At 44.6% G+C, this 22,716-nt stretch carries 22 protein-coding genes; 8 read left to right on the top strand and 14 right to left on the bottom strand.

Translation table 11 applies throughout. The features are described from left to right. Nucleotides 1-43: 43 nt before the first annotated feature. On the top strand, nt 44-658 hold the full coding sequence (locus GYK50_RS02605; RefSeq protein WP_212564209.1) for a hypothetical protein: 615 nt from the start codon (nt 44-46) through the stop codon (nt 656-658). An 11-nt stretch (nt 659-669) separates the two neighbouring features. Here GYK50_RS02605 and GYK50_RS02600 read toward each other — a convergent pair whose 3' ends face one another. Further along, entirely contained in the window at nt 670-1,281 is a 612-nt protein-coding gene (locus GYK50_RS02600; protein ID WP_212564208.1) for a GNAT family N-acetyltransferase, read from the bottom strand. Nucleotides 1,282-1,526: 245 nt separating this feature from the next. Here GYK50_RS02600 and ribF point away from each other — a divergent pair, with 245 nt between their 5' ends. Beyond that, nucleotides 1,527-2,594, top strand: coding sequence for a riboflavin biosynthesis protein RibF (gene ribF, locus GYK50_RS02595; RefSeq protein WP_093069396.1), 1,068 nt, complete (start codon nt 1,527-1,529; stop codon nt 2,592-2,594). 186 nt (nt 2,595-2,780) lie between these two features. On the opposite strand, the gene GYK50_RS02590 is transcribed toward ribF, so the two are convergent. From GYK50_RS02590 to GYK50_RS02575, 4 genes are all read right to left on the bottom strand, one after another. Further along, nucleotides 2,781-3,020 (bottom strand): DUF2789 domain-containing protein, encoded by a 240-nt coding sequence (locus tag GYK50_RS02590; RefSeq protein WP_212564207.1) that lies wholly within the window; start codon nt 3,018-3,020, stop codon nt 2,781-2,783. 287 nt (nt 3,021-3,307) lie between these two features. Next, nucleotides 3,308-4,297, bottom strand: a complete 990-nt coding sequence (locus GYK50_RS02585; protein ID WP_178379285.1) for a malate dehydrogenase — start codon at nt 4,295-4,297, stop codon at nt 3,308-3,310. Between the two features lie 396 nt (nt 4,298-4,693). Beyond that, nucleotides 4,694-5,335 (bottom strand): T2 family ribonuclease, encoded by a 642-nt coding sequence (locus GYK50_RS02580; RefSeq protein ID WP_058025029.1) that lies wholly within the window; start codon nt 5,333-5,335, stop codon nt 4,694-4,696. Nucleotides 5,336-5,799: 464 nt separating this feature from the next. Continuing rightward, on the bottom strand, nt 5,800-7,932 hold the full coding sequence (locus GYK50_RS02575; RefSeq protein ID WP_212564206.1) for a lytic transglycosylase domain-containing protein: 2,133 nt from the start codon (nt 7,930-7,932) through the stop codon (nt 5,800-5,802). 347 nt (nt 7,933-8,279) lie between these two features. Between GYK50_RS02575 and miaB the strand changes: the two genes are divergently transcribed. Beyond that, nucleotides 8,280-9,773 (top strand): tRNA (N6-isopentenyl adenosine(37)-C2)-methylthiotransferase MiaB, encoded by a 1,494-nt coding sequence (miaB, locus tag GYK50_RS02570; protein ID WP_212564205.1) that lies wholly within the window; start codon nt 8,280-8,282, stop codon nt 9,771-9,773. 101 nt (nt 9,774-9,874) lie between these two features. On the opposite strand, the gene GYK50_RS02565 is transcribed toward miaB, so the two are convergent. The 4 genes from GYK50_RS02565 to GYK50_RS02550 all read right to left on the bottom strand — a co-directional run bounded on the left by GYK50_RS02565 (nt 9,875) and on the right by GYK50_RS02550 (nt 13,066). Then, nucleotides 9,875-10,111 (bottom strand): hypothetical protein, encoded by a 237-nt coding sequence (locus GYK50_RS02565; protein ID WP_167669384.1) that lies wholly within the window; start codon nt 10,109-10,111, stop codon nt 9,875-9,877. Nucleotides 10,112-10,213: 102 nt separating this feature from the next. Further along, the gene (locus tag GYK50_RS02560) at nt 10,214-10,942 is read right to left on the bottom strand and encodes a LysE family translocator (RefSeq protein ID WP_212564204.1); all 729 of its coding nucleotides are present in this window, start codon (nt 10,940-10,942) and stop codon (nt 10,214-10,216) included. 154 nt (nt 10,943-11,096) lie between these two features. Next, nucleotides 11,097-12,335, bottom strand: a complete 1,239-nt coding sequence (argE, locus tag GYK50_RS02555; RefSeq protein ID WP_212564203.1) for an acetylornithine deacetylase — start codon at nt 12,333-12,335, stop codon at nt 11,097-11,099. Nucleotides 12,336-12,412: 77 nt separating this feature from the next. Continuing rightward, a complete protein-coding gene (locus tag GYK50_RS02550; RefSeq protein WP_212564202.1) occupies nt 12,413-13,066 on the bottom strand; it encodes a UPF0149 family protein in 654 nt (217 codons plus the stop codon). A 212-nt stretch (nt 13,067-13,278) separates the two neighbouring features. Between GYK50_RS02550 and GYK50_RS02545 the strand changes: the two genes are divergently transcribed. Both GYK50_RS02545 and GYK50_RS02540 read left to right on the top strand, forming a co-directional pair. Beyond that, nucleotides 13,279-13,719, top strand: a complete 441-nt coding sequence (locus tag GYK50_RS02545; protein ID WP_071003030.1) for a hypothetical protein — start codon at nt 13,279-13,281, stop codon at nt 13,717-13,719. Nucleotides 13,720-13,817: 98 nt separating this feature from the next. Then, nucleotides 13,818-14,270, top strand: coding sequence for a cell division protein ZapA (locus GYK50_RS02540; protein ID WP_212564201.1), 453 nt, complete (start codon nt 13,818-13,820; stop codon nt 14,268-14,270). Nucleotides 14,271-14,403: 133 nt separating this feature from the next. Here the strand turns inward: GYK50_RS02540 and GYK50_RS02535 are convergent, their stop codons facing one another. The 4 genes from GYK50_RS02535 to GYK50_RS02520 form a co-directional block, all read right to left on the bottom strand. After that, a complete protein-coding gene (locus tag GYK50_RS02535; protein WP_227675646.1) occupies nt 14,404-14,700 on the bottom strand; it encodes a hypothetical protein in 297 nt (98 codons plus the stop codon). 249 nt (nt 14,701-14,949) lie between these two features. Continuing rightward, nucleotides 14,950-17,043 (bottom strand): glycine--tRNA ligase subunit beta, encoded by a 2,094-nt coding sequence (glyS, locus tag GYK50_RS02530; protein ID WP_212564200.1) that lies wholly within the window; start codon nt 17,041-17,043, stop codon nt 14,950-14,952. 9 nt (nt 17,044-17,052) lie between these two features. Next, a complete protein-coding gene (glyQ, locus tag GYK50_RS02525) occupies nt 17,053-18,039 on the bottom strand; it encodes a glycine--tRNA ligase subunit alpha (protein ID WP_186475479.1) in 987 nt (328 codons plus the stop codon). Nucleotides 18,040-18,490: 451 nt separating this feature from the next. Continuing rightward, nucleotides 18,491-18,703: a PspC domain-containing protein gene (locus tag GYK50_RS02520; RefSeq protein ID WP_071003026.1), complete on the bottom strand. Its 213-nt coding sequence runs from the start codon at nt 18,701-18,703 to the stop codon at nt 18,491-18,493. 581 nt (nt 18,704-19,284) lie between these two features. On the opposite strand from GYK50_RS02520, the gene nadR reads away from it, so the two are divergent. The 3 genes from nadR to GYK50_RS02505 all read left to right on the top strand — a co-directional run bounded on the left by nadR (nt 19,285) and on the right by GYK50_RS02505 (nt 21,837). Next, nucleotides 19,285-20,343 (top strand): multifunctional transcriptional regulator/nicotinamide-nucleotide adenylyltransferase/ribosylnicotinamide kinase NadR, encoded by a 1,059-nt coding sequence (gene nadR / locus GYK50_RS02515; protein ID WP_212564199.1) that lies wholly within the window; start codon nt 19,285-19,287, stop codon nt 20,341-20,343. Between the two features lie 115 nt (nt 20,344-20,458). After that, the gene (gene pnuC, locus GYK50_RS02510; RefSeq protein ID WP_058025041.1) at nt 20,459-21,190 is read left to right on the top strand and encodes a nicotinamide riboside transporter PnuC; all 732 of its coding nucleotides are present in this window, start codon (nt 20,459-20,461) and stop codon (nt 21,188-21,190) included. 212 nt (nt 21,191-21,402) lie between these two features. Beyond that, nucleotides 21,403-21,837: an Mpo1 family 2-hydroxy fatty acid dioxygenase gene (locus GYK50_RS02505; protein ID WP_212564198.1), complete on the top strand. Its 435-nt coding sequence runs from the start codon at nt 21,403-21,405 to the stop codon at nt 21,835-21,837. Nucleotides 21,838-21,997: 160 nt separating this feature from the next. On the opposite strand, the gene GYK50_RS02500 is transcribed toward GYK50_RS02505, so the two are convergent. Further along, on the bottom strand, nt 21,998-22,609 hold the full coding sequence (locus GYK50_RS02500; RefSeq protein WP_212564197.1) for a nitroreductase family protein: 612 nt from the start codon (nt 22,607-22,609) through the stop codon (nt 21,998-22,000). Between the last annotated feature and the right edge of the window lie 107 nt (nt 22,610-22,716).

The raw sequence follows: 22,716 nt of genomic DNA, 5'->3' as shown, positions 1-22,716 counted from the left end.
TCATAATGACCTATTAATGAATAACTGACATTTGAGGTTCGATATGACAACGAAACAGCCACTCTTCCAGCGCTTACCGCTTCTCCTTGCAACAGGTGTACTCGGTACTGGACTACTGCTGAGCGGTTGCAGCAACAATGAGTCTGCAGTCACTGAAACTGCTACCAACAATGAAGAAGTTGCAGCTGTCGTTGATACTTCAGAAGAAGACACAGCTGAGCAAAAAGAGACAGCAGATAGCACAAGTGAAACGACTCAGGTCACAGATGATACTGAGAATACAACGACCGTTGATAATGACAATATCAATCCAGTCACTGCTCCGATTAACCAAAAAAGCCTAGTGACCAATCCGACCGAAGCGGGTACGCCAGAGGATACGGTCAAAAAAGCACTAAATACCTTGTATTATGGTGATGTGAAGGATGCGGCAGGCTACTATCAAGTAGATATGGCAAATTTTGAGCAAGAGCTTGCCAACACTCAATCGGCGTTTCAACAAACGGTCGATGGCGTGACGATTACTGACACAACGTACAATGATGACAAAACGCGCGCCACCATCACTGGCGAGTTGATGCTCAAAGGACAAAGCGACCCTGCACCATTAACCTATCAACTACAGAAAATAGATGGTCAATGGAAAATCTTGGGTTAAGGCATTTTGCTCTAATTATCTGCAACGTTGTCCGATGCCACGGCTTTACCAAGCATCACGACATCAGCGATAAACCCGTCCATATCGCAAACTTCTGGCATATATCCCCACTGCTCAAAGCCAAGTTTACGGAACAGTCCCAAACTTGGCTGATTGTGGGCAAAGATAAGGGCAACGATATTTCTGATTCCTAAACTGGGCGCTTGCGTCAACATCCAGCGTGTCAACAGACTGCCCAACCCTTTACTCTGATAATCTTGGTTCAGATAGATGCTGATTTCAGTGCTGATATGATAAGCGGTACGCGCATATAAATCACTGAAACTGCCCCATGCAACAATTGGTAGTTTTGTACTCTGTCTATCGGCATCACCTTCTAGTAATGCTTTGACTACATAAATAGGCCTCGTTGGACTATCTAAATGCTCATCGAACCAAGCTGTACGTTCTTCGAGCGTTACTAATGCCAAATTTGCCGTTGCTTGTTTGCCAGGAATACTTTGGTTATAAATCGCCAAGACTTCTGCCAAGTCTTCTTTACTGGCACGTTGTACCATAAACTGCTGGGTCAGCTGATGTGTCAACGGGGCAGTTGCTATGACATCTAAGGCAACATCGGACATAGAGTCTCCATATTAATTGGCATTATTATTGGTATTCATGATGATAGTAAAAAATCGTCATACTGATAATAGACGTATGTACAAACCATGAAATTCATAGAGCGTCATTCATACTTGCATTATCCGTAGACTATAGGATGTTAGTGTGGCTATTTTACTTTATAATGGCTAATTTTCGACACATCAATTTTGACCATAGATGTGTTTTTTCGTTTTTTATCTGGTCTCATCATAGCTGAAAACTTATGAAAACCTATTTTCTTGAGCAACTGATTGCATCATCAAATGCCGCGTCTACTACTAATGACCCAGTAGAGTTAGCGCCTTGTGTGCTCACTATTGGCAATTTTGATGGCGTACACCTTGGTCATCAGGCAATGCTGGCACAAGTTCGTGATATTGCGCATACCCAAAACTTGGACGCTGCGGTCATGATATTTGAGCCACAACCACGTGAGTTTTTTGAGCCAGCTAAAGCCCCTGCGCGTTTGACCAATCTAGCAGAAAAGCAGGCACTCCTAGCACAACATGGGGTTAAAACCTTAGTGGTGGCAGGTTTTGATGAGGACTTTCGCTCATTATCAGCACAAGCCTTTGCCGATATATTAGCCAAGCGCTTAAATGTAAAAGCGCTGGTACTAGGTGACGACTTCCGCTTCGGTCATGATCGTACTGGCGATAGTCAGTTTTTGCGCGATTATGGTTTGGATGTGACTAACCTACATACCATCACTGATAGCAATATTGACAACGACCACTTGAATGATGTCAATAATGAAGCTGCACGTATTAGCTCTACTCGCATCCGTGACTTGCTATTGGCAGGTGATATTCACGCTGCCAACATACTGCTGGACCGCGACTACGCCATTACGGGGTCGGTCGTCCGTGGCGATCAAATTGGTCGCACTATGGACTTTCCTACTGCCAATATTGATTTGCAGCGAATAAAACCCGCTTTGCACGGTATTTTTGCCGTTGATGTCGTCAGCTTAGATGAGAATGGAGAGGTCATACCTGATGGTTTAATAAAGCTGGCTACTGATAACAATATAGGCGTCGCAGGTTTGCGTCCACATAGTTTGTTCGGTACCGCTAACATTGGCAAAAGACCCTCTGTTGATAAAGGTGATGACTGGCGATTGGAAGTACACTTTCCCAAACTAAAAGCAGATTTGTACGGATTGAATCTAGAAGTGCGCTTCTTGCACTTTTTGCATGGTGAGCGTCGCTACGATGGTTTGGACGCCTTGAAAGCCGGTATTCATCAAGATGTCACTGACCTACTAGAATGGCGTGATAACCAAGTTTAGCAGTCAGACGTATCTTACATTTTATCAAGTCCAAACTTTTTTGCTGTTGCGATTCCGGTATGTCCTTGACGATAGTATGCGATGACTTGAAGCTTAAAGTCTAGATCGTAACGTATAAAAATACCCCATAAGTTGTGTCCAACTTATGGGGGTCGGTTCACTATATTAGGTTTTTTATATCAGCTTTTAGGCATCAGGATGCATTCGTACATTTAACTCATCAATCGTCTCTACCCATGCTGCATCGTTTTGCCATTCTTCTTGCAAGAACATACGCTGGCTATCGGTCCAGAAATCAGCTTCTATCAATTTCTCTTCACTTGATAACTGGTTGTCTGCGATAAACTTATCAATTGCTTCATCAGAGCTATCTAGACCTAACTGAGCAAATAGCTCATTCATATTATATTCTGGCTCACCCAACATACTTTTCTCCTTAAATGGTGTAGTGGAAATTGTGCTTATTATTTAAATTAACCCATTTATTGTAGCAAGCTTTGTGCTAATAGCTGTTAATCAACGTTTATCTAACGTTATCAATTGTATAGGCAGCAAACAGATATTGCCATTTCAAAAGATGCGATAGATTACTTTTTATTTCATCATATCTTTTGGATAAAAAAACTTATAGACATAAAAAAGCCCTCCTATATTAAGAGGGCTTTTCTTTTTCACTCATTACTTAAGTTAAGACAGCTATATAACTGCTTAGCTTATGGTAGTAGGTGTGCTACTGCATCACGCTCTTCGCTCAGCTCTTGCTCAGTGGCGGCCATTTTCTCTTTTGAGAATTCTGATGACACATCAACGCCGTCTACGATAGACCAGTCGCCGTTTTTGCATGTGCATGGGAATGAGTAGATAAGGCCTTCAGCGATACCATATTCCCCATTTGAGTAAACACCCATAGAGACCCAGTCGTTCTCGTCAGTACCGAGTGCCCACGTGCGCATATGGGCGATAGCAGCGTTGGCAGCAGAAGCTGCAGATGAGGCGCCGCGAGCTTTAATGATGGCCGCGCCGCGCTGCTGTACTTCTGGGATATACGTGTTTTCGTACCAATCACGATCAACCAACTCTAGCGCTGGTTTGCCATTGACAGTCGCAGCCGTTAGGTCTGGATACTGGGTCGATGAGTGGTTGCCCCAGATGGTCATGTTTTTGATATCATTGACAGTGCTATCAGTTTTTTCGGCCAGCTGTGCCATCGCACGGTTGTGATCTAGACGAGTCATGGCAGTAAAGTTACGTGGATCAAGATCTGGTGCGTTACGCTGAGCGATTAGCGCGTTGGTGTTGGCAGGGTTACCGACGACCAATACTTTTACATCACGGCTAGCCACTTCGTTTAATGCTTTGCCTTGTGCTGAGAAAATCGCAGCGTTGGCTTCTAGTAAGTCCTTACGCTCCATACCTGGGCCACGTGGACGGGCACCGACGAGTAACGCGTAGTCAGCATCTTTGAATGCCACATTTGCATCATCAGTTTGGACAATACCAGCAAGCAATGGGAATGCGCAGTCTTCTAGTTCCATGACCACACCCTTTAGGGCATCAAGCGCTGGTGTGATTTCAAGCAATTGCAAAATAACTGGCTGATCTTTACCTAGCATCTCGCCAGATGCAATACGAAATAGCATCGCGTAGCTGATATTACCAGCGGCACCAGTGACGGCAACACGTAAAGGCTGTTTCATTGACATTGAATACTCCCTAATTGATGATTAGATCATTCATGATTGTAATAGATGATTATCTTTTTAGATATCGACTTGTTTGCTGCACAAAGGCAGCGCTAAACCGAGAGCTAGTGTAGCACTTCATCACAGCGACCGTCTAGATACAGTCATAGCCCCATTAGGGACTATATTGTTACATTTTATACGAAAAGAATATCTATAAGCTCAGAGCCTATAAATAAAGGGCTGTATAATTTTTAGATACGGTCCATAGTATGTTTTACTGCTATGAGATGAGTAAATAAGAGCATAAAAATGATAATGTAATACGGACAAGTTTACTCAGATTTTATTAAAAACAGTACCGAAAAGGATGTAGAAAAAGAACGGTAGACTATCTAAAAAATAGTTAAATAAAAGCTATCTACCACCTGAAATGATGAATTGGCTGCCGCAGTTATCTACAACATTGTGACAAGTGCCAAAACTGCTACCCTCATAGCACACATGGATATCCGTCAGTATCGATTGACGACGACTGCCTTCTTGGCAAATGAGATCGACACTATTTGATGACATACCACTATTTAGGCGCGTCATTTGACTAATAAATCGAGATTTAGAGACTGTATAACTGTTGCCCGTATTCAGCTCGTTAGGAAGCTTTAGTTCACCAGCGTAGTTAGTGATTTGTCGGAAGTAGCGACTGGCACTCAGTGGGCTACAAGCACCATAGCGCTGCCACGTTTGGCTACGTACTGTCGTATCAGGCATGATGCGATTGACAACCTTTAGTTGTAGTGGTGTCAAACGTGGCTCGCTACCACGACCACAGCGTTCGCCGTAGCCCATGTCTAAGCCTGAAACTGTTAACGAATAGCCTTCTAGACATTGACGCATGCGGGCTCTTGTCGGCTGCATGCTACATAGCGCGGGGGTCATCTCGACCATCAATACGCGCTGGCCAGCTTTGACCGTGCTCGCCGCATATGCTGGCGTAAGCATAAGACCTTGTATGATTAATAAAGCACCAAAACTCGTCGTTTTATTAACTTTACCCATATGATGCCTATTTTTCAAACTTCCACGGAACTGCACCAAGAAACTGGATGTCTTAAATTTTGAGCTTGTTTCTGCTTTCGTATTAGATGACCGGGGCACCTGAATCAGTAACGGTTGCCGAGTTTTCGATAATACAGGCAGTTTGAAGTATTTTTTGATCATAGGGCTGGGAGCAATTAGCAATGATAAAACATGGGCTATCACTTAAATCATTGTGCTAACAGCATTAAACACATAGCGATCTAAGAACAAGACTGAAGAACATAAACGTCAATTAAAGCAATGGTAACAAAATGTCTTCTTTAATCTATAGCAAAAACGTAAACGTTTTCGTGCTCGTCAACAATTGCAAAATTAAGTTCAGTATTTATTGCATAATGTACTAAGACTTGCTGCCATTTAGCCCATAAAAAATAGACCGTTAACTATAAAAGCTAGTGGTCTATTAAGTACGAATTCACTGATTAAAAAGCAGCAGGTACTGTACCCATACGTTGACTGATTGGCTGACCACGACCCAGCAGACTGCTATAGATAGTAGCGTTTTCCATCACGTGTTTGACATAGTTACGCGTTTCAGGAAAGGCAATCGATTCGACATATTGATCTGCGGCGATTGCGCCATAGGTTGGTTGCCAGCGTTTGGCATTATTGGGTCCAGCATTGTACCCTGCGGTTGCCAGTACTGGCTGATAGTTCAGTTTACTTAAGATATCACCCATATACCATGTACCATAACGAATGTTGGTATCGCCACTATTGGCACGGCTCGCACTATAAGTCTCACCTAAGTTACGCGCGATATATTTTGCCGTATCAGGCATGATTTGCATCAACCCACTGGCGCCTACATTTGAGCGTGCAGAAGACACAAAACGACTCTCTTGACGCATGATGCCATAAGCCCACGCTGGATCAATGCCTGCTGATTGGCTATAGCGCACCACTGACTCTTGGTGCGGCATAGGGTGCGAAAGTGCCAAGCTATTGACTCTATCGGTATTATCGACGGCATAAATCGCCCGATCAAGCCAGCCCATGTCATACGCTTGACGCGCCGCCGCGATAATGAGATTGTCATCACGATTATCACGAGCCTGCTTCACAGCCCAGTTCCACTCGCGGTTGGCATACGCGCGGCTAGCATCAGAGTTATATAAGGCAAATGCACGAGCAAAGTTAGCGTCTTGCATCACGCGCGCGCGGTCAGCGGTACTGACATTAGGCAAATTGCTACCACCTAAGCGGCTGGCATCAAAGCGCTGACCGATCCTGTCTTTTGCCATCAAGCCATAGTAGTCATTATTTTTCGCTAGGTTTTGATACATTTTTTTGGCGGTATTGCGCTTACTGCTATTGCTTGATTGTTCATAGGCGCGTGCCAGCCAGTATTGCCACTGGCCATCCTTCTGAATTTCACCATCCATTTTTGAAATAGCTTCAACCACATCATCCCAGCGGCCAAAGCGGATTGCCGCCATGGCATAGTCTTCCGCTTCTTCAAAGTTAAAGTCATCATCTAAGCTATTGCGGAACCAGTCTACTGCTTCAGCATTAAAACCGTCATCGGTATTGTGGTTCATGCGCTTAACGCCAAGCGTACGATAGGCGTAACGACGCGTTTCATCATTTAATAACTTTATAGCGCGCTGATTGTCTTGCTTGATATCAAAATCTAATTGCAGTGCCGCTTCTCGATAGGATTTATCTGCGACACGGCCAATAGCATATAGGTATAGGTATTGATTGGTTTGACTGGCGGGCTCGCGGCCAAAGCGGCTAAAAAACGATGAGGGATTGAGCTGAATTTCACTGAGCGCCGAATAAGCAATCGGCGTACCTAGGCGTGACGACAGCGCCATGATGTCGCCTGTCTTACCGACACGCAGCATCCGCTTGAGTCGAGCGGCGCGATCCTGATTGCTAATCAGCGCGTTGTTATTCATCTCCATCGCTAGCTGCTCACAAAGGGCTGGCTGCTTTTTGGTGGTTAGCCAAACATCAGATTTGGCTGCCATGGCGCGCATGGTATCACCGCCATTATTGAACCCAAGGGCGATAGCGCAGCGCTCACTGGCATCAGCATTGGTAATCAGATTCGCCACTTGTCTGACAGAGGCGTAGTCATTCGACCCCGCTTTAGTCTCCGCAAAATCAGCCACCAACTTCTCGGCCATGACCGTATCTGGATACTGGCGTACAAACTGCGATACGGCCGCTGAACTTTGTGAATTGAGGTCTAGATTCATCCGCCAGTAAGTTGGATACATGGCAAATAGACCACCGCTCATGATTTGCTCATAATTATAGAGCGCACCCACATCCCCACGATCCGCTGCGATAGCCGCTGTCATAAATGAGTCAATACTACGGTCTTGCTGATAATTTTGCTGATAGTTACCCTCTTGTTGGTAGCTTTCCTCATCACCCCACGTCAGCTCTGCACAAGCCACTTGTGACATACCAAGCGCGCTTATAGCGGTTGCCACACTCAATGCGCTTATCCACAACGAGCCTACTGTGAGTCGTTTCGACGTCTGCTTTTGACTGGTAAATTCTTCATCCTTGATGCTATGAGCAACACGCAACTTTGTCATACTGACTCTCTTTATGATGTTTCTATAAATATATGAATAACGGTTCGCTAAGTACCGCCAAGGGTATCGCAATCATCATACTATACTCATTGTGCTTTCAACTATCTCCTTTACCTTTTGTTAATAAATAGGAGAGCACGGTGTAACATAGAAATGATAACGAGCCTCAGTTTTTATAAATGGTAATATTAATCACAGTAAATAATTGATACTGCTATGAATTATTTATCATATTGACAACCCATCGCCTATGCTAATTTTTCACATTAGTACAGGGTTATGATAAAATACGCCACCTGTTAATCGGCTACTCCGTTATATTTTTGGTCAATCATGGACTTCCCCTTATGAGTGTTACTGTATTCAATCCCCGCATCGATGACGATGCTGCTGCTGAGACGACTGTCACCGCACGTGCTGTCACTGCACTCAAGGAGCAAAGTTCAGCCCAAGCGCCCGTCGAAAAAGCCGCAACCAAGAAGGTATTCATCACCACCCAAGGCTGTCAGATGAATGTCTATGATTCAGACAAAATGCTCGATGTGCTCGGTGACTCGCACGGCATGCAAGTGACGCACAACATTGATGAAGCCGACGTGCTGTTGATGAATACCTGCTCTATCCGCGAAAAAGCGCAAGAAAAGGTGTTTTCAGAGCTTGGGCGCTGGCGCAAACTCAAAGAAAAACGTCCTGATCTCGTGATTGGCGTTGGCGGCTGCGTGGCCTCACAAGAAGGGGATAATATCCAAAAACGCGCGCCATATGTCGATATGGTGTTTGGCCCGCAAACCTTGCACCGTCTGCCTGAGCTGTATGATCAATCCAACGATCAGCGCCACGTGTCACCCAAAAACCGTATTGGCACGATTGACGTATCCTTCCCCAGTATTGAAAAGTTTGACTTTTTGCCTGAGCCAAGAGTCGAAGGATATAAAGCCTTTGTCTCAATCATGGAAGGCTGCTCAAAATATTGCTCATTCTGCGTCGTTCCTTATACACGCGGTGAAGAATTGTCGCGTCCACTTGACGATGTGCTGGCCGAGATTGATAGCCTTGCCGCGCAAGGTATCCGCGAAATCAATCTACTTGGTCAAAACGTCAACGGCTATCGCGGCGAAAAAGACGATGGCAGTATTTGCCGTTTCGCTGAGCTGCTGCATTATGTCTCGCACGTCGATGGTGTGGAACGTATTCGTTATACCACCAGCCATCCGCTTGAGTTTACCGATGATATCATTGACGCTTATGCACAATTGCCAGAGCTGGTATCGCATCTGCATCTACCTGTACAAAGTGGCTCAAACGCGATTTTGGCGGCGATGAAACGCAACCATACCATCGATGTGTATATCGATCAGATCAATAAGCTCAAAGCCATCCGCCCAGACATTCACTTATCAAGCGACTTTATCATTGGCTTTCCTGGTGAGACTGATGAGGATTTCCAAGACACGCTAAACTTAGCAAAAGAATTGAACTTCGATCACTCGTACAGCTTTATCTACTCCAAGCGTCCGGGCACGCCAGCTGCTGAGTTACCAGATGATGTGAGCTTCACCACCAAAAAAGCGCGTTTGGCTGAGTTCCAAAAAGTGATCGTTGACTCGACATTGGCCAAAACGCATGAGATGGTCGGTACAACGACTCGCGTCTTGGTTGAACAAGTCGCGAATCGCCATCCAGATTGCCTAATCGGTACAGCGGACAACACCCGTACGGTGATGTTCCCTTACGATCCTGAGCGCAGTGATGAGCTGCTTGGTAAAATTGTCAGCGTACGTGTCACCGATTTTGTCAGCCCGCATATGGTGAAAGGCGAGCTAATCGAAGTATTAGCCTAACTGTTAAGGTAACAATGGTTAAATTATAAGTTTGAATAAGAATAAAAAAGCCGTTCACTATAATAGCGAACGGCTTTTTTGCGGGTGAATGTTAACCATCACTATTCTGATAACCAATCTGTCTTTCGTAGCTGCTGCTTGGTCTCACGGCGACGTTTCTTGCGGACGATATCGATATCTTCCTTTTCATGAATACCGCCTTTTCTTAACAGCGGGTCAAGCGCTAGATAATTACGCGGTTTCACTGCGCCTAGCGAGTGCTGTGCACCTGATTCAGTCTGCTTGTCTAGCTGTCTCTCAATTTGTTTAGCCTTTTTTAACGTTTGTTTTAAGCTCATATAGTTACCTATTAGATCTCTTGCAAAAGTACTAGTTTATTGACTTCAACTAACGGAGTTACAAGGGCTGACGATGACTTATGCAAGAAGTCTAATAACTTTTTATAGCATAAAACTATTAATTACTTCAGCAAACAAAGCCGCTGCAATGATGATAAAGATAATGCCGCAACCACGATTAAGCCACGCTAAACGATTACCAACATCGAGCCAGCTTGCCAGCTTTTTTCCGCCTAGCGTACAGACAATCTGCCAAATTGTTTCGCTCATGAATAGCCCAATGGTCAATAAGATATATTGCGGCCATAGTGGCGCACTAAAATTAATAAACTTAGGAAAGAACGCTGCGAAAAATAATATCGCTTTTGGATTAGATAAAGATACCCAAACCCCTGTACGGAATAAAGTGAGATTGCTCGGACTTGTCTTGACCGCAGCACTCGACAGCGAGCGCGGCTGCAGTGTACCAGCTTGACCTTCAAAAGCCCCATAGTCGGCCTCAACCTCAGCACTTAACTCTTTGGCATCGCTCATCAAGCTACCATCACCCGCATCACGCCATGAGCTGATGCCCAAATATACCAAGTATGCCGCGCCCACGGCTTTGATAATTGTGAGCAGCCATGGCGACTGGCGACTGATCACATCCAGCCCAAGTAAAGTCGATAGCAGCAAGATAAATAGCCCAAGGCTCAAACCTGCCAGCGTCCATAATGTGCGCTTCACACCATAGTTCATGCCATACTGGAATGCCAACAACATGTTGGGACCTGGTGTCGCAGAAATCAAAAAAGTACTTGCGAAAAATACTGCAAATAGATGCCAAGACATCAGCTAACCCCTACTTTGTTATATATAAATGCTTCTTATACGAACAGCCACATCGCCAAAAAAAGAAATACCGCCATTCAGGCGGTATTATTGATACTTCTCACATTATATACATATGTTTGCCACTTTTATAGCGTATCGACACCTCTATAAGCTACTTGGTAGTACAACTGTCTAATAGTTTTTGCAAAAAGCCGTCACAACGTTCGATTTCGATCAGTTCAACATATTCATCCGCTTTGTGTGCCTGCTCAATACTACCAGGGCCACAGATGATCGTAGGGATGCCTGCATTGGTAAACTGACCACCTTCCGTTGCGTAAGCGACTTTATGACGCTCATCATCCCCTGTCAGAGCTGCTATTAATGATTGTAGCTCAGCGCTGTTATTATCCGTCATGGCAGGAACACTCTCTTCCTGCATCAGCTCGATACCCGTCTCAGGCGCACGCGCTTGCATTTGCGCATTTAACTCAGCAACTTTTGCTTGAATGGGCGCTAGTATATCGTCTTGGGTCATGTGCGGCAGGTTGCGATAGTCAAAAGTGAACTCACACAGATTGGGCACGATATTGGTGGCTGTACCGCCGTGTATAGTCCCTACTGACAATGTCGAATAAGGCACGGTAAACAATGCATCATTGTCATCACGAGCGCTCAGTTCTTCAGCAAGCGTGTCAACATAGCCCACCAATTTGCTAGCGTAGCTGATCGCATTGACCCCTTGTCCAATCAATGAAGAATGCGCCGATTTACCATGGACACGGCAACGATACACCGCAATACCTTTATGCGCAACCACCATCGCCATATTGGTTGGCTCACCGACGATGCAATAATCAGGGGTGATACCGCGCGCTTTTAAATCCGCCAAAATCAATGGCGCACCCAAACAGCCCACCTCTTCATCGAACGACAGCGCGAGGTGCAATGGGCGACGCAGCTGACCGCTACTTGATAGCTGTACAGCTTGTGGCAATATTGTCAGCGCACACGCGATAAAACCCTTCATATCGCACGCACCGCGTCCGTATAGCTTGTCACCACGTATCGTCGCGGTGAACGGCTCTGATGTCCAGTCTTGACCATCGACAGGCACGACATCAGTATGACCTGAGAGCACCAAACCGTTATTAATTTGGTCAGCGTTTTCGCCAGCGGGTACAGTCACAAACAAGTTGGCCTTGGTCTTTGCCTCGTTAAAGGTCAAATCTACCGTCAGACCAAGCTGCTCACAATACGCTCTCACATCATGAATCAATGCGAGATTGGAGTGTCGACTGACCGTATCGAAAGCGATAAGCCGTGTCAGCCAATCAAGGCTATTACTCGGATGCGTAGCAGGGTTTAACTGTTGGTCATTGCTAGCATTGTCATTAGTATCTTGGATCATAAAATATCCCTATTATGATTTTTAAGAGTTATGTCTTAAAAGCCATTTCTTAAAAACTATGAGGTATCAGATTTGTCTTATGATGGATTACTCTGATTCATCACGTCAAGCACGGGTGGCACCGGTTTTGGCAACTTGCCTTCTGCTTGTAGCTCTTTGGTCGTTTTGGCATTGATAGATAGTCCAGCAATCAGGGCGATGTCTTTTACAGGCTTGCGCTTACGCGTCGCAAAGCTCACTGGCACCATACGAGCAAACTCGTAGATATAAAGATAAGACTCCTCTCCCCCCTCAAAATCCTCTTCTTCTTCTAACCGAATGCCACCAATTTTAGCCAAATCTGAGAGCATCTCATTCTCTTCGCTACTCAAATTACAATCAGTAATACCAAAACCCGTCATAAAGCCGTTTGACCACTGTTTCAATGCCATCACGCGCTCGTATAAATCATGTTCATCATCAGGGATCAGCGGCATATAAGCGTAGGCATCATCTTTATCTTTTAACTGAAACACCGTGTCTTCTGCTTCTTCTGTCAGCAACGTCAATGCCGCCTCTGGTAGCGGTGCAAAGCTCAGCTCTTCAAACACCTTTGCCCATGTGGCCTCATCAGGCGCGTTACACGCCGTCATCAGCCCTGTCATCAGGCCGTGCACCTCACTGATAGACACGTCGGTCCAATCATCAAACGCAGTCAGCCAAGTATTCCAGCCAGAGATATTATCATTCATAATAGAGGTCCTAGTAGTTGATTACTGTTCAAAAAATAAAAATAGTCACGACAAAATGTCTGGGACAAATCATCGATAGATAAAAGTAAAAAGACAAAGCCTCGTACTTGTAATTACTTTGTTGATATAGATATTATGCGGTCACCTATGGCATTATTAAATGCAGCGAACAAAATTCATTCACGCTTACTTGTTAAGGATAAAAACTGACTATGTATGATCAACTTAGAATATTAGAAAAAATGGTACTCGACATCAAAAAACAGTATCAGCTTGTCAGTGCTGAACTTAGCAGCCTAAAACAACACCCTGTTAGCGATGCAAAAGAAGTCTCTGCTCTAAAAAACAAGCTTGATGCCAGCCACAGCGAGCGTGATGGCGCAAAAAAACAATTAAATGACCTCGACAAGCGCTATCAAAGCCTTGCTGAAGCGCACCATATGATTGGTGAAGAACAAGACAAACTACAAAAACAAATCAGCCAATTACAACAACAAAATAGCGAGTTGCAAAAGCACAATAATGAATTAAAGCAGCAGTATAGCAATATCAAACAACAAAACAGTGAACTGCAAAAGAAGAATCAGTTGGCAGCAGAGCGTACGCAAGTCGTCTTGCAACGCTTAACCCGCATCGATCAAGCAGAAAGCTAATCTGTTGCGACAACCAATAGCAAAAACGGGTGGTTTATGAAACACCCTAACGCGACTTCTATCACTCATTCCACTGACCAAACATTGTAGGATGTATCATGACCGACAACCAAAGCAACGCTATAGAAAAACAGCCAGAAAATAACCCATCACAAAATACTCAAGCACCGAATAAAGACGTAGCCGTACAAAAATCCACTCAATCGGGGGCGAGCACATCCAGCACATCGTCTCAAGCCAATGGTAAAGCGGCTGAGCCCCAGATCAAAAAAGTCGATATCGCGATTGCTGGCGTGACTTATCCAATTTTTTGTCCCGTTCATGAGCAAGAAGAGCTACTATCGGCGGTCTCTTATATCAATAACTATGCGCTTGATCTAAAGCGAGATGCACCAAGCCTCAGTCAAGAAAGCATACTGGTGCTGTGCTGCTTGAATTTATACGAAAAAATCCATGCCAACCAAAGAAGTGATGAAGACCGCTTGCAAAAAGATAAGCAATCACAGGCATTGCTAAATAAAATCATGAAAGACGCCCACTCTATTTTGTAATAGTCGCGGCGTTGTATCAGCAGACAGGTTATTCGAAAGGATAGACAGTCTGATAGAGAGCCGTTCAGCCTGTTAGCGCTTAGTTCATCCATACTAAGCGCTTTTTTATGGTCAATCGTTTTTATCTATCTGCTTACGCATAAGGTTTGTAAGTCTTGCCTGCGTGAAAGTCTGCCTGATGCTCATAATTGCAAAAGAATAATTCTTGGGCTGATTCAGTATTACCATCACTGGTTGTCGCTAAGCTAGGCTTAGTTTCAAGGACACCGCGATACTCCGCCAAACTGTTACCGCAAAAATTGCACTGACGCGGTGTGGTGACATCACCCTCTTTTGGCATCATGCTTTTGGGTGGACGTGGGTACATAAACTTGTAAAAAGCCCACATGGAAGCCCAGATAATAAGAATGACAATAATAACGGCAAACACGGCAGCGCTCCTTCAACGACCAATAAACGTAATGAATAACAAGAGTGATGACACTTACCATGATCCAAGACGCTCGAATGCCTAAATTTTACCGTCAATAATGGTAATGGCACAATGCCTTTACGGTTAATTGTCAATGATGCTGGGTTGTCATTCATGGCACTGACAAATAGCCAAGTGCTATAGCAACAAAAAACTGGCCACAGTGAGCCAGTTTTTGTATCAAAACCTAAGATTAAAGGCTAGCAGTTATAGCTGTAGCTCGCTGATATCAGCCACAGTCAAGAACAAGGCGCGTACCTGCTTGAGCAGGGCTAAGCGGTTATTTTTGAGCGCCGCATCGTCGCTGTTGACCATCACGTTATCAAAGAACTGTGTCAATGGCTCATCTAAGCTCGCCAGCGTTTGCAATACTTGCGTATAGTCCGCTTGCTCAAGTAGTGGCTGTACCACTGTCTGTGCTTGCTGCACATTTGCATATAAATTTTGCTCAGCAGTCTCAGATAGTAGCGTCTCATCAACCGTATCAGCAACGCTCACTTCTGACTTGGCCAATATATTGGCAACACGCTTGTTTGAATCAGCCAACATCGACGCTTGTGACAGCTCGCTAAATGCTTGTACGGCGCGAATACGCTGATCAAAATCAAGCGGCATATGCGGGTTAATCGCTTGTACCGCCTGAATCGTATCGACGCTGACACCCTGCTCGGTATACATCGCACGATAGCGCGAGTTTAAGAACGCCATCACTTGGGTAAAGGTGTCACCCATTTTGGCAATTTTGCTACCTTCAGCATCGCTATAGCCTTTAATAGCTTGCTCAACCAATGCGACAAGATTAATTGGTAGCTGCTTTTCGATCAAAATACGCAAAATACCAATGGCAGAACGACGTAGGCTAAACGGGTCTTTTGAACCCGTCGGTGCTTGGTCAATCGCAAAAATACCAACGAGCGTATCTAGGCGATCAGCTAACGCTAAGCAAATACCAACTGGTGTTTGCGGTAATACATCACCACTGAACTTGGGCAGGTATTGCTCTTCTAAGCTTGCTGCAACTGCCTCAGGTTCCTCATTCAAACGTGCATAATACGTACCCGCGATACCTTGCAATTCAGGATACTCACCGACAAGCGAGCTGGCCAAATCTGCTTTGGATAAAATACCCGCACGTACAGTGTCATCGACGTTGATATCGTGGCCTTGCTGCTGCATTAGGGTAGCAATAAACGCTGCCAGTTTAGCAATACGCTCAGACTTCTCCCAAATCGTACCCAATTTGTCTTGGAATACACGAGTTTTTAGGCTCTCTGTGAGTGCAAATAACGGCTGCTTTTGATCTTGTAAGAAGAAAAACTCGGCATCAGCCAAACGTGGACGCACGACTTTTTCATTACCTTCAATAATCTGATTGGGGTCTTTAGACTCAATATTGGTGATAAAGATAAAGTACGGCTGCAATTTGCCCGTTTTATCCGTCAAGCAAAAATACTTTTGATCCGCTTGCATGGTCGAGATAAGCGCTTCTTGTGGCACTTGTAAAAAGCGCGCTTCAAAGCTTGCTCGTAGCGCAATGGGGAAATCAACCAATGCGGTAACTTCGTCCAACAAATCCTGCGGTACGATAGCATCAGAATTAACTTCATCTGCCAATGCTTTGACTTGGTTTTTGATCAGCATTTGGCGTTTATCAAAATCTGCCACGACTTTTAGACCATCTAACAGTTGCTCATAGTCATTGGCATGAGCAATATCATGGTAGTCAGGGCTTTGGAAACGGTGCCCACGAGTTTGCGAGCCTGTCTGATGCCCTTGGATAGTGGCATCAATAACAGTGTCATCCTGCATCAATACTACCCACTGTACGGGACGGACAAACTCGTTGCGACTTGCGCCTGAGCGCATACGTTTGGCAATCGGTAGGCTATCTAACGCTGTTTGAAAAATAGCTGGCAGTAGCTCGGTAGTCGCTTGACCACTGATCGTTTGCTCAAAGCCGACATAGTCACCTTTATCGGTGTTAATGGTCGTAAGCTCACTCGCTTCGATACCTAAGCCTTTAGCAAAACCCATCGCCGCGCGGGTTGGATTGCCATCGCTATCAAATGCCGCTTTGATAGCTGGTCCGCGTTTTTGCTCAGTGCGGTCAGGCTGCTTATCGCTAATGCCTTCAATTTGAATCGCTAAACGACGCGGTGCGGCAAAGGCTTTAATGCTATCAAAGGTGATCTCAGCTGCAGATAATTGCTCAGTGACACTAGTTTGCAGCGCATCACGCAATGGTTTTAGGCTTTTTGGAGGTAGCTCTTCACACCCCAGTTCAAATAGAATAGTACTCATGGGATGCTCCTATTGCTTGTTCGTCGGTTGATTGTTGTCAGTGGTTTCTTTGGCTAAGCTGTCTGTTGCCGCGTCTTCTTTTGGCAAATACTTCTCAAGAGCTTCGGCGCGGTGCGCCTCATCAGCCAATGGGAAGCCAAGTTTGGCACGAGCTTCGACATAACCAAACGCAACCTTACGCGCCAGTGTACGTACACGCAGGATAAAGCGTTGACGCTCAGTGACCGAAATCGCACCGCGGGCATCAAGTAAATTAAACGCATGAGAGGCTTTTAACACCATCTCATAGGCTGGCAATGGCAGGCCTGCTTCAACCAACTTATCGGCCTGCTGCTCATAAAAATCAAACATCTCACCCATCATTGGCACATCAGCGTGCTCAAAGTTATAGGTCGACTGCTCGACTTCGTTTTGATGGAACACATCGCCATAGGTGACGCGGCCAAACTCGCCATCTGCCCAGACCAAGTCATAGACGCTATCAACGCCTTGCACATACATCGCCAAGCGCTCAAGACCGTAAGTGATCTCGCCTGTTACTGGGAAGCACTCAATACCGCCGACTTGCTGGAAATAGGTAAACTGGGTCACTTCCATACCGTTAAGCCAGATTTCCCAGCCAAGTCCCCACGCGCCAAGCGTTGGTGATTCCCAGTTGTCTTCCACAAAACGTACATCATGCACCAATGGATCGATACCAATAGCGCGTAGCGAGTCCAGATATAGCTCTTGAATGTTAGGTGGGTTCGGCTTTAGTACGACTTGGAACTGATAGTAGTGTTGCAAGCGGTTTGGATTGTCACCGTAGCGACCATCAGTCGGGCGACGCGATGGCTGTACATACGCAGCGTTCCAACGCTCAGGACCTAACGAGCGCAAAAACGTGGCGGTATGAAACGTGCCCGCGCCGACTTCCATATCGTAAGGTTGCAATACCACGCAGCCTTTGTCAGCCCAATAATTCTGTAAGGTTAGGATTAAGTCCTGAAAAGTCATCGGTTGAGGAGTTTGGTCTTGTGTCATCGGGGTTGTCGCTTCAGATGTCATAGTTTGGGTTTTCATAGTAAGTCACTGTGAAATGGGTATGATTAAATAAATCTCTGATAGCACTCATCACCTATTTGGCAACGACGCTATTTGCCTGCTCACCTTACTAAAAATTGACTATTTTATCCATATTTACGTTAACTAAATTTGCGTTGTCGATAAAAACACGCGACTATATCCCTGATTTACGACCGAACCATCATAAAAAACGCCTGACCGGCGACTAATATTGAAAACAAAAAAATACCCAAATGCGTGAGCATTCGGGCAGGAGGAAAATTGTATCTTGGGCATCCTGATGATTCAGGCTTTTTATTTTTGGAGACTGCTTGTTGGACAACTGCTTGTGGTACAGATTTATTTCTTTTAACGGGTATTAATGCCTAAATATCAAGCTTGGTTACTGATAGGAATCGCTATTGGCTTTTGGCATGACTATCCATAATACGATATAGATCAAAATACCCGGTACAGCAGCGCTTAGCGACGAGACAATTACAAATAGTAATCTGACCCACGTAGGTGACCAGCCGACATATTCTGCAATACCGCCCATCACGCCCGCTATCATGCGATTATTTTGTGAGCGATGTAATTTTGCTAACTTAGCCAAACTAAATACCTCTCTGTTATCTATTTTTATAATGTATTTTTTATTTTTTCTTGCTTTTTTAGTCTCAAGGCTACCTTGCCTTGCCAACTTATAAATAAGTATATCAATTCTTGAGAATTTATCTGTTGAAGGTATAGACGTACTTTGTGAGTTTATGATACGTAAGCTTGCCCTAACCTGTCATATCACCACGCAAGCCCCTGATTTTAAATAGTTATTTCAAAATGTTTCAGAATTTACTTTGTTGCTAAAACCTTGCTTTAGCTATTTACACAGTTCATTATTTTTTAAATGAATCAAAGAGATAAGTGGTGTTTTGATAGCAACTTGATAGTGGTAATAAATGCTCAAATCTTCAATTGTCAAAAAATCATCACTCGCTTTTTATTTTTAGATTCACACAAAAACCGCTGATGAAAAACATAATAATCTGCGTAAGAGTCAAATATAAGTCAGATTTACAATAACCTACCTGTAAATCCTCCAAAACCTTTATACCATGCTCATAAGTAACTCAGGTTTTAGAGAATTTATCCTTAAATCTGAAACAAATATAAGCCCAAAACAGAATAAGGATGGCTATGTACGACAACGGATTGATGATTGGACACTTTGAGCCCTTACATTTGGGGCAAATGCGCAGCATATTAGAAGCAGCAGGACAAGCAAAGACCCTGCATATCGTCATTATAACGCATCCATCACCGCATCCAGATTTTACGATCACCTTACAAGACAAAGCGCGTTGGCTACAGATGGCCTGTGCGGATTTGCCATTTATTCATATTCATACTACTGATGAGATCGAGTTACCGCTTCATGAGCATCTTTATGATAGTAGCGAAAATGTCAGGATCGATGTGGCGACTAGTAATGCTAAATTGCAGCGCTTGATAAAGGCATTAGCACTCCCTGCAGAGACAGCATTGTTTATGGCGGAGAACCACCCACTGACGCAGAGTGATGTACAAGAGCAACTTATCCTACAAGTGGTCACTACTACGCTACAGCCTGAGTTCGACTCGTACGCCATTGCTCGCGACCCAGTCGCCCATTGGTCAGCAATCCATCCAGAGGCACGCGCTAACTATACCAAGACCGTTGCGATCGTCGGCGGCGAAAGCTCTGGCAAGACAACACTGGTGCATAAGCTGGCTAATTACTATGGTGCCAGCTTTGCGCTGGAGATGGGCCGTCTGTATGTGGGCACAGATTTGGGCGGTAGCGAAGTTGGGCTACAGTACAGCGATTACGCCCCTATTTGTCTGGATCATGCGCAAGCGATACGCGATGCTAAAGCCAATGCAACGGCTCCGGTTACGATCGTTGATACGGATTTTGTGACCACACAAGCGTTTTGTGAAGAGTACGAAGGTCGCACGCATCCTTTTGTCGCTGCTTGCGTTGATGAGTTTCGCTTAGACCACACCATCATGCTCGATAACAATACGCCATGGGTTGATGACGGCATGCGCTCTTTAGGTACGCCTGAAGCACGTGGACGGTTCGAGCAGCGCTTGCTAGATATTTTTGCTCGTCACGATATCGCGCCGTATATGATTGACCAGCCCGATTACGATGCTCGTTATCAGCAAGTACTGCAATTTATCGATCAGCATATCTATGGCAAAACATTATAAGAGGCATCAAAGAGTGCCCTATTTATCATCATTTATTCAGCTAGCGCGTTGCAGTTAACATTATGTTGTCGTTAGCACTATATTAAAATCAGTATCAATTTTAGAGGAAAAATTTATGCGTATTCAGCTGCTGGATAACATCACCGGAAAATGGTCGATGCAATGGATTATCGTTTGGTTTATTTGCGGTGTGATTGCCTTATCCGCAGGTTTTTGGCTCACAACCGACCATACCACGCTTGATTGGTTTTACTTGGCTGTCTCGTTTATTGGTCTGATTTGTGTGGTGTCACTATCTTTTCGAAAAAACGTCATGGGCAATGGTTTTGGTATGGGCGCAACCGCAGGAGAAGTCATTGTACAGGCTACATCTGGCGCCGTGGGTCTGATGCTCGCGCCCCTATTTAACTTTTTCACTCATGTCTATGGCATTTTTTATTGGTCAAAGCACACCGACCCTGATGGCGACATGATACCAAAATCAGCGAGTAAAGCGGTGTGGTTGATCACTGCCGCATTTATCATCATCGGTCTTGCCCTTTTCCCAACCGTCAATGATCTACTGGCGAGCTACGGTTATGCGGTCGTCGAGGATGATAATAGTCTGTTTTTGGGATTCATCTCTTTCTTTTGGATCAACGTCATTGCCTTTGTGCTGTCTATTACCGCGCAAGCTGCCATGATCCTGCGTTATTCCTTTAACTGGTGGTTATGGATCATCGTCAACTTTGTCTGGCTGATCGTCAATCTCATGTCTGGCAACTATATTTTTGCGATTCAGACGATGGTGTATCAGGTAAACGCCTTTGTCGGTCTCTATGAGTGGCATCGCAGCGAACGAGGTTAATAGCAACATCTGTAGAAAAAAGCGTTTGAGATATTGAGATAAGTCTTACCAATATCGCATTGGCAATACGAGCGAAATTGACTGTGCCGTCTAACAGATAACATGGTGGACACGCGCAATTAGTGCTACAACTGGTACTAATTGCGCATGTTAATATTTAAATTGATAGCGCATGTCAGCGTCTTATTTCATTTACTAACAAGGAGGTTAGTATGTCTCGTCAACCCAAAATGTCCAAACGCACGCTTGAGCAGTGGCTCAGTGAGTATGCGGTCAGTCACCAAAACCTGATTAATAAGAAAATCCATTGGCTATGTGTGCCGACGATTTTTGTGAGTTTGTTGGGGATGGGAATGTCGCTGTCTGTATGGTTTACTCTCGTACTGAGCGCATTAGTCTTATTATTTTATATACGCTTATCGACCCCGCTATTTTTGGCAATGGGGCTGTTTATTCTGATTTGTCTGTCGGTTATGGCGGCTATGCCATGGGGATTCAAAGCGTGGGCGGCAGTATTTGTTGTTGCTTGGATTGGTCAGTTTATTGGTCATAAAATCGAAGGCAAAAAACCCTCGTTTTTTAAAGATTTACAGTTTTTATTAATCGGTCCAGCATGGGTCGCCAACAGTTTGATGCAACGTAAATAATCATTAAATTGTCGCATCAGTTCTGCAAATATCCAATGTAGCTTTGCTGTCTTTACCCTTTATTCATAAAAAAACGCCACCCGATGCTTGGGTGGCGTTTTTTATGTGGCATATATTTTATTTAGGATACTTCCTAAAATAAAGCAATAGGCTACTTATCTTAAGCACCAAACACTTTCATACGCTCATCAAGTGGCTTGAATTCTTTATCACCTGCTGGCTGCTCAATCTTACCAAATACCAGTTGCGCTTTTAGTTCCCAATCTGCATCGATGTTCCAAGTGCTCGCGACTTTTTGATCGATCACTGGATTGTAATGCTGCAAGTTTGCACCGACATCAATGCTTGCTAGCGCCGTCCAGATGACGTACTGATGCATCGCGTTGGTCTGAGTTGCCCAAATTGGGAAATTATCAGCATATAAAGGCGCCGCTTCTTGCATGCCTCTTATCACTGCTTGGTCTTCAAAGAATAGTACGGTGCCAGCACCCGCTCTAAACCCAGCAATTTTGTCTTTAGTAGATTTAAACGCTTCTTCGTCACCGACGATGACGCGTAAGGTCTCTTCAGTCATATCCCACAGTTTGCGGTGCTCATCACCGAACAATACAACGACACGTGTGGATTGTGAGTTGAATGATGATGGCGTATGCAATATTGCATGCTCAACTACCTTGACGACTTCATCATTCGATACTGGCAGTTGGTCGCTAAGTGCGTAGATAGAACGGCGCTTTTCTGCTAATTGCTGTAAGCCTTTTAGTTCTGACATGGTACTTCTCCATATTGTTGTAGGAATGATTTGCTCTGGGTTGATAGACCTTGTCGATCTTGTGATCAACAAGTCGTTATAAAACAGTTTATTTATGTGGGCTATTA

The sequence above is a fragment of the Psychrobacter pacificensis genome (assembly GCF_018336615.1).
Lineage (GTDB): Bacteria > Pseudomonadota > Gammaproteobacteria > Pseudomonadales > Moraxellaceae > Psychrobacter > Psychrobacter pacificensis.
Note: the sequence above shows the minus strand (reverse complement) of the source record. Positions and strands in the feature narration are given on the sequence as shown.

Excerpts from the sequence above, each read along its gene's own strand:
- GYK50_RS02605 (WP_212564209.1), top strand. The coding sequence starts at position 44 with ATGACAACGAAACAGCCACTCTTCCAGCGCTTACCGCTTCTCCTTGCA.
- GYK50_RS02600 (WP_212564208.1), bottom strand. The coding sequence starts at position 1,281 with ATGTCCGATGTTGCCTTAGATGTCATAGCAACTGCCCCGTTGACACAT.
- ribF (WP_093069396.1), top strand. The coding sequence starts at position 1,527 with ATGAAAACCTATTTTCTTGAGCAACTGATTGCATCATCAAATGCCGCG.
- GYK50_RS02590 (WP_212564207.1), bottom strand. The coding sequence starts at position 3,020 with ATGTTGGGTGAGCCAGAATATAATATGAATGAGCTATTTGCTCAGTTA.
- GYK50_RS02585 (WP_178379285.1), bottom strand. The coding sequence starts at position 4,297 with ATGTCAATGAAACAGCCTTTACGTGTTGCCGTCACTGGTGCCGCTGGT.
- GYK50_RS02580 (WP_058025029.1), bottom strand. The coding sequence starts at position 5,335 with ATGGGTAAAGTTAATAAAACGACGAGTTTTGGTGCTTTATTAATCATA.
- GYK50_RS02575 (WP_212564206.1), bottom strand. The coding sequence starts at position 7,932 with ATGACAAAGTTGCGTGTTGCTCATAGCATCAAGGATGAAGAATTTACC.
- miaB (WP_212564205.1), top strand. The coding sequence starts at position 8,280 with ATGAGTGTTACTGTATTCAATCCCCGCATCGATGACGATGCTGCTGCT.
- GYK50_RS02565 (WP_167669384.1), bottom strand. The coding sequence starts at position 10,111 with ATGAGCTTAAAACAAACGTTAAAAAAGGCTAAACAAATTGAGAGACAG.
- GYK50_RS02560 (WP_212564204.1), bottom strand. The coding sequence starts at position 10,942 with ATGTCTTGGCATCTATTTGCAGTATTTTTCGCAAGTACTTTTTTGATT.
- argE (WP_212564203.1), bottom strand. The coding sequence starts at position 12,335 with ATGATCCAAGATACTAATGACAATGCTAGCAATGACCAACAGTTAAAC.
- GYK50_RS02550 (WP_212564202.1), bottom strand. The coding sequence starts at position 13,066 with ATGAATGATAATATCTCTGGCTGGAATACTTGGCTGACTGCGTTTGAT.
- GYK50_RS02545 (WP_071003030.1), top strand. The coding sequence starts at position 13,279 with ATGTATGATCAACTTAGAATATTAGAAAAAATGGTACTCGACATCAAA.
- GYK50_RS02540 (WP_212564201.1), top strand. The coding sequence starts at position 13,818 with ATGACCGACAACCAAAGCAACGCTATAGAAAAACAGCCAGAAAATAAC.
- glyS (WP_212564200.1), bottom strand. The coding sequence starts at position 17,043 with ATGAGTACTATTCTATTTGAACTGGGGTGTGAAGAGCTACCTCCAAAA.
- glyQ (WP_186475479.1), bottom strand. The coding sequence starts at position 18,039 with ATGACTTTTCAGGACTTAATCCTAACCTTACAGAATTATTGGGCTGAC.
- nadR (WP_212564199.1), top strand. The coding sequence starts at position 19,285 with ATGTACGACAACGGATTGATGATTGGACACTTTGAGCCCTTACATTTG.
- pnuC (WP_058025041.1), top strand. The coding sequence starts at position 20,459 with ATGCGTATTCAGCTGCTGGATAACATCACCGGAAAATGGTCGATGCAA.
- GYK50_RS02505 (WP_212564198.1), top strand. The coding sequence starts at position 21,403 with ATGTCTCGTCAACCCAAAATGTCCAAACGCACGCTTGAGCAGTGGCTC.
- GYK50_RS02500 (WP_212564197.1), bottom strand. The coding sequence starts at position 22,609 with ATGTCAGAACTAAAAGGCTTACAGCAATTAGCAGAAAAGCGCCGTTCT.